The organism is Pseudomonas sp. WMBT8, assembly GCF_050916005.1.
In the GTDB taxonomy this organism is placed as follows: Bacteria; Pseudomonadota; Gammaproteobacteria; order Pseudomonadales; family Pseudomonadaceae; genus Aquipseudomonas.
Genome location: NZ_CP188096.1, coordinates 4,077,691 through 4,091,467 on the forward strand (window position 1 = coordinate 4,077,691; position 13,777 = coordinate 4,091,467).

Sequence of the window (13,777 nt, forward strand, 5' to 3'; positions counted from 1 at the left end):
TCGCGGGCAAACTCGACTCCCACCGTGGTCAATGTGGGAGCCGGGCGTGCCCGCGATAGCGCCCTATCTGCCAGCCTCCATTGCCAGCATCGCCACCCGCAACCGGGTCGCGCTATGCCGCTGACAATTGATCTGCACCTGCTCCAACCCCAGCCAATCCGCCATCTGCCGCAAGCTCAATGCCAGCGCCAACATCCCCGCCTCGTCCAACCCCGGCTCGTGCTCGTGCACGGCATGCACCGCCAGCCGGCCATTGGCTCGCTCGGCGCGCAAGTCCACCCGTGCGGCGATCCGTTCGTTATGCAGGAACGGCAGCACGTAATAGCCGTACACCCGCTTGTCCTGCGGGGTGTAGATTTCCAGGCGATAGCGAAAGTCGAACAGGCGCTCGGTACGGCTACGCTCCCAGATCAATGAATCAAAGGGCGACAGCAAGGCACTGGCCGCGACCTTGCGCGGGACGGTTGGCTCGGGCAGGCAATACGCTGGCTGTTTCCAGCCCTGGACCTGGCACACCTGCAATTGCCCGTCCTCGACCAATTCGGCGAGGCGCCCACGACTGTCTGCTGGGTCCAGGCGAAAGTAATCGCGCAGGTCCTTTTCCATAGCAATACCCAGCGCCGTCGCGGCATGCCGCAGCAGGCCACGCTGGGCGCTGTGTTCACTCAAGGGCGCCTGTTGCAGAATCGCCGCCGGGATGACGCGCTCCGGCAGGTCGTACAGGCGCTCGAAACCACGGCGCCCGGCCACCGTCACCAGGCCTGCGGCAAACAGCCATTCCAGCGCGTGCTTTTCATCACTCCAATCCCACCATGGCCCGGCGCGCTCTTCACGGGTCGACAGGCTGCCCGCGCCCAACGCGCCCTGCTGCTCGACGATGGCCAGCACGCGTCGGATAGTGGCCTGTTGCTCGCGACCAAAACGCGCCATCTGCTGATAGATCCCCTGCCCCTCGGATGCGCGCTGCATGCGCCAGCGCATCAGTGGATAAAGGGCCATGGGCAGCAGCGAGGCTTCATGCCCCCAATACTCAAACAACGTGCGCTGGCGCCCCTGGCTCCAGGCCGCCTGCTCGAGCAACAACGGCGAGTAACTGCCCAGGCGGGAAAACAGCGGCAGGTAGTGGGAGCGCACCACGGCATTGACCGAATCAATCTGCAACACGCCCAGGCGCTCGATCACACGGTTAACCTGGGCGGCCTTGATCTGCGCGGGCGGCTGGCGCCCGGAAAAGCCTTGGGCCGCCAGTGCCAGGCGGCGCGCCTGCTTGAGGGAAAAACTCAGTTCTGCGGGCATGTGCATCTCCTGATTGCGCCCGCGAACTGTAGCGCGATGCCGGTCATTTACCCAACGGGTCGTTCCAGAAATGGCGGTGGCGTTCCTGCTCGACATCGGCCCGGGTCAAGCCAATATCCTTGAGTGAGTCATCGCTCATTTGCGCCAGCACCTGACGCTCGCGCTGCATGGCGTACCAACGAAATACCCTTTGAAACAGCCCGGCGAATGGACGTCTCACCAGCAACACATAACCTTTTTGGCCTTTCATCATCTCGCCCTCCAGTGGGGATGACTAAAGTCTGTGCCCAGGACTATGATCAATCCAACGAATGTTTCTTATGCAATACATCTCTGAGATTGATCAATTGAACCACTACCCGAGCATCGATACCGACGTGCTGCGCACCTTCGTCGCCATCGCCGACCAAGGTGGCTTCACCCGCGCCGGCGAGAAAGTCAATCGCACCCAGTCGGCGGTGAGTATGCAAATGAAGCGCCTGGAGGAGGACGTGCTGCAACGCAAGCTGTTTGAGCGCGACGGCCGGCAGGTCCGGCTCACGCCCGAGGGCCAGGTGTTGCTGGGGTATGCGCGGCGCATCCTGAAGCTGCACAGCGAGGTGTTCAATACCTTGCGCGAGCCGCATATGGTCGGGCTGGTGCGCATCGGCACGCCGGACGACTACGTGATGCGCTACCTGCCCGGTATCCTCAAGCGCTTTTCCAAGGCCTACCCGCTGATCCAGATCGAGATGCACTGCGAAGGCACGCCAGTGTTGATGCAGCGACGTGACCTGGCGTTGACGGTGGTCAGCCGCGAACCGGGAAATGAAATCGGCGAACTGCTGCGCAACGAGCGCATGGTCTGGGTAGCGTCACCGTGCTTCTGCGTGGATGAACACGAGACCCTACCCCTGGCGATCGCCGGCCTGGACAGCTTTTGCACGCAATGGGCCCGCGCCTCGCTGGACGCCGTGGGGCGCGAGTACCGCCTGGCCTATCACAGCTCCAACGGCGCGGCGATCCAGGCAGTGGTCGGAGCCGGGCTGGCGGTGACGGTCATGATGGAAAGCCTGGTCACCGAAGACCTGCGCATACTTGGCAGCGACGAAGGTTTCGGCCCGCTGCATACGGTCAACCTGCGCCTGCTGCGCAACCCGAACATGACCTCGCCCATCACCGAATGCCTGGCCGAGTACATCCTCGACGGCTTCAGACTTTAAAGGTCAACATCACCGCGCACACCACCAGGAAGCCGCAGAACAGACCGCGCAGCAGGCGCTCTGGCAATGCGTGGGCGATTTTCACCCCCCAACTGATACTCAGCAGCCCACCGACCGCCAGGGGCACGCCGATCAGCCAGTCCACTTCCTGGTGCCATGCGTAGGTCACCAGGGTCACCCCGGTACTGGGCAAGGCCAGTGCCAGGGACAGGCCCTGGGCAACCACCTGGGTGGTGCCGAACACACTGGTCAAGACCGGCGTTGCAACCACCGCGCCGCCGACACCGAACAGGCCTCCCATGGATCCCGACGCCGCGCCCAACACACCCAGCCATGGCCAGGAATAGCGCATCTGCGCAGAAGGTGGCGCATTGCTGGTGACCATGCGCAACAGGTTGTATGCCGACAGGGCCAGCAAAAATGCGATAAAGCCAATGCGCATCACGCCCGCATCGATGCCCACCGCCCAGATCGACCCCAGCCAGGCAAAGCAAAAACCCGTGATTCCAAGCGGCAAGGCATGGCGCAGCTCAATGCGATTGCGCTGGTGATAACGCCACAGCGCCAGCATCACATTGGGTACGACCATCACCAGCGCCGTGCCTTGGGCAATCTGCTGATCCAGGCCAAACAGCACGCCCAGCACCGGAATCGCGATCAGCCCGCCACCAATGCCAAATAGCCCGCCCACGGTACCCAGGGCTATACCCAGCACCACATACATCGCCATATCCACCACAACCACACCCCTGCATTGTCTCAAGCCCTGCATGCTACGCAGTCCACTCTGGCATGGATACGCATAGCAACGCACAATGGCTATGCCAAATCCGCACAAGCGAGCGCCCTATGAGCCCCACTACCCTGACCGATCAACTGGGCCTGTTTCTCGATGTGCTGGAGGCCGGCAGTTTTTCCGCAGCGGCGCGACGCCATCCGCTGACCCCCTCCGCCGTGGCCCGGCGCATCGACAGCCTGGAAAGCACCTTGGGCAGCCAACTGTTCCTGCGCAGTACTCATGCGGTATTGCCCACCCCTGCCGGGCTCGCGTTTGCCGAGCGCGCGCGGCGGATTGTGCGGGAGCTGCAATTGGCTCGGGCCGAGGCCGTGTCGCTGAGCCATGCGCCCGAAGGCCTGATTCGCGTGGACGCACCCGCCGCGTTTGGCCGGCGACACCTGGCGCCGGCAATTGCGGACTTCCTGACGGTCTACCCGGGCCTGGACGTACACCTGCATCTGATCGACAGCTTTGTCGACATGCAGGGCGAGCACCTGGGCAAGGTGGACCTGGTGCTGCGCGCGGGGCATATCGTCGACACGCGGTTGATCGCCACACCCTTGGCCAGCATTGTGCGAATCGCCTGTGCCAGCCCGACCTACCTGAAAAACCGTGGTACACCGACCCATCCCAGCCAGCTCAACGAACACGACGGCCTGGATTGGGAAGGCCTGGCGCCGATGTTCGCCTGGCGCTTTGAACTTGATGGGCGCAAGAACATTTACCGTCCGCAGCGTATCCGCATGAGTGCCAACAATGCCGAAGCCTTGCTGTCCGGTGCCCTGGCCGGGCTGGGCATCGCTCACCTGCCTACCTGGCTGGCCAGCGAATACCTGGTTCGCGGAGAACTGGTGCCGTTATTCTGCGAAAATGGCCTACCGACCGCAGAAAGTGCCGGCATCTACGCCCTGCGCCTGGAGCAGCAGGCCAACGCACGCAGCCGACTGCTGCTGGAGTACCTCAAGAGCCGTTTCAGCCCCGTCCCACCGTGGGATCTGGCGTTGCAAAGTGGCTGGGGCTGACTGCTGCTGTAGCAACCAACCCGGAGCAACTGTTCGCCGCTCATGTAGGCATCGGCCAGATTCCCGGTGGTTTTGGCCTGGATATCGACCTTTACGTATCCCTCCACGGACGGGAGTAAAACGAAGCGCAAAGCCTGGTGGACGCCGCGCATCAGGTCTGCCCGTACTCCAACGCGACCCGTGGCAATGTCGATGTGCGTTTGCATATCACCGTGTGACTGGCCAGCAGGCATAAAAAAACCCGACTCTTGGCCGGGTTTTTTATCAGTGACGCCAGAATTACTTCTTGGCGCGACCTTTGTACGAACCACCTTCACGGGTGTCGATCTCGATCATGTCGTCGATTTCGATGAAATCAGCAACTTGCAGTTCGGTACCGTTAGCCAGCTTGGCAGGCTTCATCACTTTGCCCGAAGTGTCACCGCGAGCGGAACCTTCGGTGTAGGCAACCTTACGCACGATGGTGGTCGGCAGCTCTACGGAAACCAGACGCTCTTCGAAGAAAATAGCTTCGCAGACGTCGGTCATGCCTTCTTCGATAAACGGCAGAACGCCTTCGATATCTTCAGCGTTCAGTTCGTACATGGTGTAGTCGGTGGTGTCCATGAACGTGTAGGTGTCGCCGCTGATGAAGGACAGGGTCGCTTCCTTGCGGTCGAGGATCACGTCTTCCAGCTTGTCATCGGCACTGTAAACGGTTTCGGTCTTGTAACCGGTCAGCAGGTTCTTCAGCTTGGTCTTCATGATCGCGCTGTTACGGCCCGATTTGGTGAACTCAGCTTTTTGAACCAACCATGGATCGTTGTCGATCTTAATTACGGTACCGGGTTTCAGTTCTTTACCAGTTTTCATTGCATATATCCGAAATTTGGATGGGATTGACAAAAATCAAGGTGGCGTATCATATCCAATTTTCATAAAACTGTACCAGCGCCGTCGCAAGATCAGCCTGCGAGGCCTGTTCCAGACACCATTTCTCGGCATGCACGGTCAGTTCCGGCCAATGTTCAAGCACGGTTTCCCAGCTTGAGGCCATGTCGCTATCCGTGTTCCAGGCCTGCCATAGGGCAATCAGCGCAGTTTTCGCGGGTGCAGACAGGTCCTGGGTGTACAGCGCGAGGAACGCATCGAGCTTGTCCAGGTGAATGTCTTCATCCTGGCGGTAGATATGCCATAGCAACGGGCGCCCAGCCCATTGCGCGCGCACAAAGGAGTCTTCACCGCGCACGGCATTGAAGTCGCAGCACCACAGCAAGCGGTCGTACTGCTCCTGGCGCACGAACGGCAGCACCTGCACCGTCAGCATACCGCGCACATGAATATCCCCTGCCGCCAATGCCTCCACTCCCAGCCAGCGCTGCACATCGCCGAGGATGCGCCCTTCCGGCACGAGCAGATGGGTGGCTTGCCCGTCCGCTGTCAATACCTGCAGCCAACTGGCCAGGCCGGCATTTTCGTAGGCAAACAGCGAGATCAACCGCGCGCCCACCGCCGGAAAAACACCCAAGCACTGTAGGAACTGTTGCTGGGCCTGGGGATCACCCTGAAACGCCTGACGCCGCTCGATCAACCCGGCCTCACGCAGCAAGCCGCCTGTGCCCGGACGGAAGCCTGGAAAGAAGAAGTACTTTTGCACGCCCTTGAACTTGACCGATGGCAGACCGTGACAGCCTACCACCCACTCCTCGGCACTCAGGTAATCCAGGTTCATCCACAACGGCATGCGCTCGAGGGCTGCCATGGCCTCCATGTAGTCCGGTGGCAATTGGCAGGCGAAGGCAGCGATCACCACGTCCGCCGTCGGCGTGGCCGGCCAGTCTGCGGGCCAGTGGCGCACATCCACACCCTCGCGCCACTGCTGCGCCAACTGCACATCCACCTCGGGGCACATGCGCTCGAATGCCCGCAGATCATCGACCCACAGTCGCACCGCACAGCCCTGTTCTGCCACCAGTTGCCGGGCCAGGCGCCAGGTCACGCCAATGTCGCCGTAGTTGTCGACGACGCTGCAAAAAATATCCCAGCGGGCTTTCATTCCGGGCTCCATCAGTCAAAGGCTCGATTGTCCGCATAAATGCCGCCAGGCAGAAGGGTTGATCGCGATTATTCTGCACACCGGCTGTGCGACAATCCAAAGCTTGCCGCAACTGCCCGCCAGGAGGCCGTCATGTCCGATCGTCCGTTGTCGATGTTCAAACTCAGTATTGCCGTGGCCCTGGGCCTGTGGCTGGGCTTTGTCGCCATCGCGCTGACAGGCTGGCTGGCCTCGCGCTATCTGCTTGAACAACCCGTGGCCGCCGTCACCCAGGCCGTTCAACAACTGGGCAAGCCGCCAGCCGCAATCCCAGAGCCGCCAAACCGGATGTTCGAGCAATACCAGCAAAACCTGCACAAGCAGGAACAACAACAGGCGCTGGATCAGGCCCGGGACAACCCGCGCAACCTGGCCAACCCCAAATGCCAGTTCTGGCTCCAGCAGGACCAGAACGCCCCCAACGACAAGAGCCGGGCCAACGTCCTGCAATTTTGTGATTGAGCTGTAAGCCCCCATGAATAAACACGCCGTCCTCCAGTTGATCCTGGAAAAACTCGCCGCCGACCTGGATGTGGCGCAACGCGCCGCGCAAACCGCCTATGAAACCGCAACCCACGAAGAAAACATCGCCGAGAACAAGTACGACACCCTGGGCCTGGAAGCCTCTTACCTGGCCGCCGGGCAAGCCAAGCGCGTCGAGGAAATCAAACAGTCACTGGTGGTGTGCCAGAACCTCAACCTGCGGCCCTACGAGGAACAACGGGGGATCGAGGTGGGCGCCCTGCTCGGCCTGGAAGATGACAACGGCCGTCAGCAATGGCTGTTCCTCGCGCCGGACGCGGCAGGCCTGAAAGTCTATGTAGTGGGGCAGTTGGTGACCGTCATCACCCCTCGCTCGCCGCTGGGCAAAAGCCTGCTGGGCAAGTTCGAGGGCGATGAGGTGGAGATTCTGGTGGCAGGCGCCCGGCAACAATTCGTGGTGACCGAGGCCCGCTAGGCCGATCAGTGAACCGGCAGTTCAACGCCGTCGAACAGTTCTTCGAGTTCCTGCTTGTTATGGCACTGGATCGCCTTGGCCATGACTTCACGGGTCAGGTGCGGGGCGAACTTCTCGATAAAATCGCACATGAAGCCGCGCAGGAACGTGCCCCGACGGAAGCCGATCTTGGTCACGCTGGACTCGAACAGTTCGCTGGCATCCAGCACCACCAGGTCGCTGTCGAGCTTGGTGTCGACGGCCATCTTGGCCACGATGCCGACGCCCAGGCCCAGGCGCACGTAGGTCTTGATCACGTCGGCATCAGCCGCAGTGAACACCACTTTGGGCGTGAGGCCGCGATGGCTGAAGGCTTCGTCGAGTTTGGAGCGGCCGGTGAAGCCGAACACGTAGGTCACAATCGGGTATTCCGCCAGCGCTTCGAGGGTCAGCTTCGGCAGTTTGGCCAGTGGGTGGCCCTGGGGCACCACGACGCAGCGGTTCCAGCGATAGCACGGCATCATCACCAGGTCACCGAACAGCTCCAGGGCTTCGGTGGCGATGGCGAAGTCGACGGTGCCATCAGCCGCCATCTCGGCGATCTGCATCGGCGACCCCTGGTGCATGTGCAAGGCCACGTCCGGGTACTGCTTGATGAACGAACTGATCACCGGCGGCAGCGCGTAACGAGCCTGGGTGTGGGTGGTGGCAATCGACAGGGTGCCTTTTTTCTCGTTGGAAAACTCCTGGGCGATCTGCTTGATGCTTTCGACCTTGCGCAGGATTTCGCCGGCAGTGGTGATGATGCGCTCACCGGCAGGCGTGACGCGGGTCAGGTGCTTGCCGCTGCGAGCGAACACTTCGACGCCCAATTCATCTTCGAGCAGGCGGATCTGTTTACTGATACCCGGTTGCGAGGTGTAGAGGCTTTGAGCCGTGGCGGAAACGTTGAGGTCGTGGTGCGCCACTTCCCAGATGTAGCGCAGTTGTTGAAGCTTCATATGTGTCCCTCAAAGCAGATAGACGCCACGGATATCAGCGACGGTATATAACTATATTAAAGGTTGGATTGATAAATCTAGAACTTTTTATCGTTTACGCCCCATCACACATCTTCACTGCGTCGACGCTGCAACAAAGGCACCAGATACACCGGCACCTGGGACAACTGCAACACCCGCGCCGCCGTCCGCCCCAACGGGGTCGAGATTCCTGCGCCCTGGCTATGACTTCCTACGATCAACAAATCCACCGAGAGTTTCTGCGCCTGGTCGAGAATCACTTGGGCGGGGTCCCCCTGGATCACCCGCACCGAACGAATCGCCTGCAAGTCCTGCTCGCCGTCCTGCAACTCTTCACGAAAACTGTCCAGCACCCGCTGTTCGATGTTCGCCATTACCGTGTTCAGCCCCTGGCTCTGCCATTCGCTCAAGGCCTGCTCATCAAGATAGGTTTGCAGCACCGATTCTGCGAACAGTCCGATCGGCTCCACCACATGAATCACATACAGGTCCGCCTTGAACGTACGCGCCATCGCCAGCGCATGTTGCATCACGTAAGGCGCATACACACCCAGGTCTGAGGCATACAACATCGACCGAATCATAGAACCTCCTGGACTGCCAGGATGGCGGGGATTGTTTCAGCTTAGCAGCGCCTCCGCGACTGCGATGAACTTAGCTCTGGACCTGGACTTTGGGCTCATTGCTCACGCCATGGGGCACATGTCCGGTGGCCACGACCTCCCTGGCTTTTTCGCAATGGCCGGCCTGGTCGTCAAAAAAAACATCGGCAGCGAACGCTTCAAGGAACGCTGATTTTTCCAGGCCGCCGAGAAACAGCGACTCGTCCAGGCGGATATCCCACTCACGCAAGGTGCGGATCACCCGCTCGTGGGACGGCGCCGAACGTGCCGTCACCAGCGCCGTGCGGATCGGGCATGACTCATCGGGGAACTCGCGCTGCAACAGATTGAGGGCCGCCAGGAATCCCTTGAATGGCCCACCCCGTAGCGGTTCGCGGGCCGCTTGCCGCTCGCTGGCCTGGAAGGCTTCCAGGCCGCCACTTTGGTAGACGCGCTCGGACTCGTCGGAGAACAGCACCGCGTCACCGTCAAAGGCAATCCGCAGCTCGGCACTGGACGCGCGGCGGGCGCCGCCGGACAAAATGGTCGCTGCCGCAAAACCGGCATCCAGCGCGCTGCGCACATCTTCGGCGTGAGTCGAGAGAAACAGGTGGCTGCCAAACGCCGCCAGATAAGGGTGGGGGTTACGCCCACCGACAAAGGCTGCGCGGGAAATATCCAGGCCGTAGTGCTGGATCGAATTGAACACGCGCAGGCCGGTATCGGCACTGTTGCGCGACACCAGCACCACTTCGACCCGCGCACGGCCGAGGCTGGCATTGAGGGTCAGGAGTTTCTTGACCAAGGGGAACGCATCCCCCGGCTCAAGGATTTCTTCCTCGTGGTCGATCTGGTATTTGCGGTAGGCCTCGACGCCCTGGGCCAGGTAAACCTTATGGCTTTCGCCCAGGTCGAACAGGGCCCGCGAGGAAATCGCCAGTACCAGTTTGTCGCTCATGCCTTTGGCCATGTCTGCTCCTCAGCTCTTGCGTCGATCAATAAAGCCCAAGGCCTGATACAGCGCCTGCATCCGCGGCAATTGGCAGCCGGCGGCCCGGGCGGCGGCCAGCGGGCGGGCGTAGATCGCGGCCAGTTCCAGGGGGCGCTGGTGCAGGTGATCGTGATACATGCTGGGCCAGTAATCCGTCAAACGCTCGGTCATGCTGAACATCTGCTCAGCGTACCCCGGCGCGATCTCATGGCCGCACGCGTGGGCGCCCTGCACCACTTCGGCCATCAGGCCCTGGATCAACTCCCGACTGGATTCGTCGGCCATCAACTGCGAGGTATTGGCACCGAGCAACACCGACAGGCCGTTGTACGGCACATTCCACACCAGTTTATGCCAGCGCGCCTGGTCCAGGTCTGGCATGGCCTGGGAGTCGATCCCGGCCTGGCGGAACAGGCCCGCGCCCTCCTCGACAATCGCCTGGCGGCGTACAGCATCATCCGTCGCGTTGCCGCTGTGATAGCCAAGGCTGACCCGGCCCATGGCCTGGTGCTCGACGATCCCCGGCCCGGAACGGTGCACGCAGATGTAACAAAGACCGCCAAGCAAATGCAGGGACGGCGGCAGATGCTCGCGCAGGCCATCTTCGACACCCAGGCCATTTTGCAACAGGACAACCTTGGCATCGGGCGCCGCCACCTGGGCAATGGTTGGCGCCAGTTCAACGTTGCCGGTGGTCTTGGTGCCCACCAATAGCCAGTCGCAAGGCGGCATGTCGGCCGCATTGGCGTAGGCCTGGACCGGGTGCAGGCTCAAGGCGCCATGCACCGCGCTATTAAGTTGCAAGCCGCGCTCACTGACCGCTGCGAACTCACTGCGCAGCAGGAAATGTACGTCGAACCCGGCGCGCGCCAGCATCAACCCGTAAAAACCACCGATGGCACCGGTGCCGATAATCCCAATGCGTGGCCCTGGCTCAACTGCATTCGTCATGGCAACTCCTCTGGTTCCTGTTTGAGCGCCTCATCTATAGCGGCACTGAGCTCGCCGGCGTTCAGGCCAACCTGTAGCGCACCGTGCAGTTGACCCTCGCACACTACAAATATGGCCGGCAAATGAAAGATCCCGTAACGCTGCACTGCGCCACCATTATGCCCAGCGTCGACCCAGCAGATGCGCGCAACCGGCAGGTTCCACCCCGGCATCTGTTGGCGTGCCCAGCGGCAACTGGCACAGCCAGCGCCGGTAAATACCAGCAGCGAAGCGCCAGGTAGCGCCAACAACTGCTGGTCGATATCCAAATCCGTCAATTCAAACGCTTTCACTCGATCTGCACCACGACCTTCAACCAGGCAACACACTATCAGGCCGCACGACAACGCGCGCAATTGCCCATTGTCGAGCAGGCTTGTACGCGCTAAGGTTCGGCTCCCCGCTGCATTTAAATCATGCTGTGCTCCGCCGCACGGGGTTCGCTGGCGGCCGGCACCCGTGACCCTGACGAGTAACACGATGGCTGATTTACCGATCAACGACCTAAACGTCGAATCCAACGAGACCCTGATCACGCCCGATCAGCTCAAGCGCGAAATCCCTTTGAGCGACGCTGCCCTGCAGACCGTCACCAAGGGCCGCGAAGTCATTCGTGACATCCTCGACGGCACTGACCACCGCCTGTTCGTGGTGATCGGCCCTTGCTCGATCCACGACCTCAAGGCTGCCCACGAGTACGCCGAGCGCCTCAAAGTGCTGGCGGCGGAGGTGTCCGACACCCTGTACCTGGTGATGCGCGTGTATTTCGAGAAGCCGCGCACTACCGTCGGCTGGAAAGGCCTGATCAACGATCCGTACCTGGACGACTCGTTCAAAATCCAGGACGGCTTGCACATCGGTCGCAAGCTGCTGCTGGACCTGGCTGAAATGGGCCTGCCAACGGCCACCGAAGCCCTGGACCCGATTTCCCCGCAATACCTGCAGGACCTGATCAGTTGGTCGGCGATCGGTGCGCGTACCACCGAATCGCAAACCCACCGCGAAATGGCCTCTGGCCTGTCCTCAGCCGTGGGCTTCAAGAACGGGACCGATGGCGGCCTGACCGTGGCGATCAACGCGCTGCAGTCGGTTTCCAGCCCGCACCGTTTCCTGGGGATCAACCAGGAAGGTGGCGTGTCCATCGTCACCACCAAGGGCAACGCCTATGGCCACGTGGTACTGCGTGGCGGCAATGGCAAGCCCAACTATGATTCGGTCAGCGTGGCCCTGTGCGAACAGGCCCTGAGCAAGGCGAAGATCAAGCCGAACATCATGGTCGATTGCAGCCACGCCAACTCCAACAAGGACCCGGCCCTGCAGCCGCTGGTGATGGAGAACGTGGCCAACCAGATCCTGGAAGGCAACCAGTCGATTATCGGCCTGATGGTCGAGAGTCACCTGAACTGGGGCTGCCAGGCGATTCCAAAGGATCTGGCCGACCTGCAATACGGCGTATCGATCACCGATGCCTGCATCGACTGGTCCGCCACCGAGACCACCCTGCGCAGCATGCACGCCAAGCTCAAGGACGTATTGCCCAAGCGCAAACGCACCTGACGCACACAAAAACGCCGGGCTAAGCCCGGCGTTTTTTTATGCCTGCATGCTGGCTTTTACAGCTTCGCGGCGTGGCGCTGGTGGCGCTCCATGTAGCGCTCCACGTAGGAGCAGGACGGGATTACCGTATAGCCCATGCTCTCGGCGTATTGCAGCGCCTCTTCGGTCAACGCAGCGGCAATGCCACGCCCACGTAGGGCATTGGGCACAAACGTGCGGTAGATATCCAGGGTCTGCTTCCCCAGGTCCATGTAGGTCAGATAGGCACGATGACCGTCCACATTGGTCTCGAACTGATGACCAGCCTGGTCATGGTGGATGGACAACGCCTCGCTCATCACTACTCCTCGCGGGTCTTGGTTTCTGACCCCTACCTTACCGATGTTTTTCCGGCGAAGGAACATCTACGCCACCCCGTGCCGGTTTCGACAACGAGAAAAGCCCTACAGCACTCACGCCCCGCACCAAGGAATAGTAGGCACCAATCCTGTCATTGCTCAAGAGACGCTCGTCATCCATCGGGCTGGCGGACATAGAAAGGGCTGATCGAACATCCTGTGGTCGATAGCCTGAACATTGCCGACAGTTGAAGCTTGAGACGAACCACCGCTTTTAAAGTCACCTCTACATGCGCGAAAGATGCCCATCAGCGTCTGGACAATCTGAACAATAGTATTGGCGCAGATATATAAATTGACATCGACTTACAACGTTTAACACTTGCCAGGCGGCGCTTTCAGCCTGGATCCAATCTTTGACCGCGCAGCACAAACTGGATAATTTTTATACAAACTCGCTAAAGATTAGCCAAAATAGATTCGGCACAAGAATTTTTTTTGCTTCTTGCGCTACGTCAGTTTACTTACTACAAGTAATGGGTAGTATGTACGCCGGCTATTAGCTCACTCTGAGATACTAGCCATTAAATAGAAAGTCCTTGAAGGGGAACACGATGAACAACGTTCTGAAATTCTCTGCTCTGGCTCTGGCCGCAGTTCTGGCTACCGGTTGCAGCAGCGTCTCCAAAGAAACCGAAGCTCGTCTGACTGCAACTGAAGACGCAGCAGCTCGCTCCCAGGCTCGTGCAGACGAAGCCTACCGTAAAGCTGATGAAGCTCTGGCTGCTGCTCAAAAAGCACAACAGACTGCTGACGAAGCTAACGAGCGCGCTCTGCGCATGCTTGAAAAAGCTAGCCGCAAGTAATAATCCTTCGGGGTTGTTATCAAGCCGATCCATTTTTGGATCGGCTTTTTATTGCCCGGGATTGGGCTTCAGATTCCAGGCAATAAAAAGCCCGCCAGGGGC

17 protein-coding genes and 1 pseudogene are annotated in these 13,777 nt (G+C 60.3%); 7 read left to right on the plus strand and 11 right to left on the minus strand.

Annotated elements, in window-relative coordinates; all coding sequences use genetic code 11:
• Positions 1-63: 63 nt before the first annotated feature.
• Positions 64-1,296, minus strand: coding sequence for a winged helix-turn-helix domain-containing protein (locus ACO77H_RS18305; protein WP_432754407.1), 1,233 nt, complete (start codon positions 1,294-1,296; stop codon positions 64-66).
• A gap of 43 nt (positions 1,297-1,339) precedes the next feature.
• Positions 1,340-1,546, minus strand: coding sequence for a DUF1127 domain-containing protein (locus tag ACO77H_RS18310; RefSeq protein WP_169952645.1), 207 nt, complete (start codon positions 1,544-1,546; stop codon positions 1,340-1,342).
• 70 nt (positions 1,547-1,616) lie between these two features.
• On the opposite strand from ACO77H_RS18310, the gene ACO77H_RS18315 reads away from it, so the two are divergent.
• Entirely contained in the window at positions 1,617-2,498 is an 882-nt protein-coding gene (locus ACO77H_RS18315) for a LysR family transcriptional regulator (protein WP_169952647.1), read from the plus strand.
• On the opposite strand, the gene ACO77H_RS18320 is transcribed toward ACO77H_RS18315, so the two are convergent.
• The gene (locus ACO77H_RS18320) at positions 2,488-3,237 is read right to left on the minus strand and encodes a TSUP family transporter (RefSeq protein ID WP_169952650.1); all 750 of its coding nucleotides are present in this window, start codon (positions 3,235-3,237) and stop codon (positions 2,488-2,490) included. The two genes, ACO77H_RS18315 and ACO77H_RS18320, sit on opposite strands and share 11 nt — an antisense overlap.
• Positions 3,238-3,347: 110 nt before the next feature.
• Here ACO77H_RS18320 and ACO77H_RS18325 point away from each other — a divergent pair, with 110 nt between their 5' ends.
• Both ACO77H_RS18325 and ACO77H_RS18330 read left to right on the plus strand, forming a co-directional pair.
• Complete coding sequence (locus tag ACO77H_RS18325) at positions 3,348-4,298, plus strand: LysR family transcriptional regulator (RefSeq protein WP_170057059.1); 951 nt, start codon at positions 3,348-3,350, stop codon at positions 4,296-4,298.
• Positions 4,283-4,516: pseudogene (locus ACO77H_RS18330) on the plus strand (organic hydroperoxide resistance protein); the annotation flags it as partial. The gene ACO77H_RS18325 and the pseudogene ACO77H_RS18330, both read left to right, overlap by 16 nt.
• Positions 4,517-4,577: 61 nt before the next feature.
• On the opposite strand, the gene ACO77H_RS18335 reads toward ACO77H_RS18330, so the two are convergent.
• Together ACO77H_RS18335 and earP are read right to left on the minus strand one after the other, a co-directional pair.
• Complete coding sequence (locus tag ACO77H_RS18335) at positions 4,578-5,150, minus strand: elongation factor P (protein WP_170042815.1); 573 nt, start codon at positions 5,148-5,150, stop codon at positions 4,578-4,580.
• Between the two features lie 49 nt (positions 5,151-5,199).
• Positions 5,200-6,333 (minus strand): elongation factor P maturation arginine rhamnosyltransferase EarP, encoded by a 1,134-nt coding sequence (earP, locus tag ACO77H_RS18340; protein WP_432754408.1) that lies wholly within the window; start codon positions 6,331-6,333, stop codon positions 5,200-5,202.
• A 132-nt stretch (positions 6,334-6,465) separates the two neighbouring features.
• Between earP and ACO77H_RS18345 the strand changes: the two genes are divergently transcribed.
• Together ACO77H_RS18345 and ACO77H_RS18350 are read left to right on the plus strand one after the other, a co-directional pair.
• Complete coding sequence (locus ACO77H_RS18345; protein WP_432754409.1) at positions 6,466-6,834, plus strand: hypothetical protein; 369 nt, start codon at positions 6,466-6,468, stop codon at positions 6,832-6,834.
• 13 nt (positions 6,835-6,847) lie between these two features.
• A complete protein-coding gene (locus tag ACO77H_RS18350; RefSeq protein WP_170042812.1) occupies positions 6,848-7,330 on the plus strand; it encodes a GreA/GreB family elongation factor in 483 nt (160 codons plus the stop codon).
• 5 nt (positions 7,331-7,335) lie between these two features.
• Here ACO77H_RS18350 and cysB read toward each other — a convergent pair whose 3' ends face one another.
• The 5 genes from cysB to ACO77H_RS18375 all read right to left on the minus strand — a co-directional run bounded on the left by cysB (position 7,336) and on the right by ACO77H_RS18375 (position 11,207).
• On the minus strand, positions 7,336-8,310 hold the full coding sequence (gene cysB, locus ACO77H_RS18355; protein WP_010176165.1) for an HTH-type transcriptional regulator CysB: 975 nt from the start codon (positions 8,308-8,310) through the stop codon (positions 7,336-7,338).
• A 104-nt stretch (positions 8,311-8,414) separates the two neighbouring features.
• The gene (locus ACO77H_RS18360; RefSeq protein ID WP_169952663.1) at positions 8,415-8,915 is read right to left on the minus strand and encodes a universal stress protein; all 501 of its coding nucleotides are present in this window, start codon (positions 8,913-8,915) and stop codon (positions 8,415-8,417) included.
• Between the two features lie 70 nt (positions 8,916-8,985).
• A complete protein-coding gene (locus tag ACO77H_RS18365) occupies positions 8,986-9,903 on the minus strand; it encodes a 5'-nucleotidase (protein WP_169952665.1) in 918 nt (305 codons plus the stop codon).
• Between the two features lie 9 nt (positions 9,904-9,912).
• Positions 9,913-10,875: a putative 2-dehydropantoate 2-reductase gene (locus tag ACO77H_RS18370; protein ID WP_170057056.1), complete on the minus strand. Its 963-nt coding sequence runs from the start codon at positions 10,873-10,875 to the stop codon at positions 9,913-9,915.
• Positions 10,872-11,207, minus strand: coding sequence for a thioredoxin (locus tag ACO77H_RS18375; RefSeq protein WP_346266478.1), 336 nt, complete (start codon positions 11,205-11,207; stop codon positions 10,872-10,874). The genes ACO77H_RS18370 and ACO77H_RS18375 overlap by 4 nt, the downstream gene beginning before the upstream one ends.
• 187 nt (positions 11,208-11,394) lie before the next feature.
• Here ACO77H_RS18375 and ACO77H_RS18380 point away from each other — a divergent pair, with 187 nt between their 5' ends.
• The gene (locus ACO77H_RS18380) at positions 11,395-12,471 is read left to right on the plus strand and encodes a 3-deoxy-7-phosphoheptulonate synthase (RefSeq protein ID WP_099169512.1); all 1,077 of its coding nucleotides are present in this window, start codon (positions 11,395-11,397) and stop codon (positions 12,469-12,471) included.
• Positions 12,472-12,527: 56 nt separating this feature from the next.
• Here the strand turns inward: ACO77H_RS18380 and ACO77H_RS18385 are convergent, their stop codons facing one another.
• Positions 12,528-12,809 carry a GNAT family N-acetyltransferase gene (locus ACO77H_RS18385; protein WP_029297992.1) on the minus strand — a complete coding sequence of 94 codons (282 nt, stop codon included), beginning with the start codon at positions 12,807-12,809 and terminating at the stop codon, positions 12,528-12,530.
• A gap of 614 nt (positions 12,810-13,423) precedes the next feature.
• Here ACO77H_RS18385 and oprI point away from each other — a divergent pair.
• The gene (gene oprI, locus ACO77H_RS18390; protein ID WP_003172710.1) at positions 13,424-13,675 is read left to right on the plus strand and encodes an outer membrane lipoprotei OprI; all 252 of its coding nucleotides are present in this window, start codon (positions 13,424-13,426) and stop codon (positions 13,673-13,675) included.
• Positions 13,676-13,777: the final 102 nt, after the last annotated feature.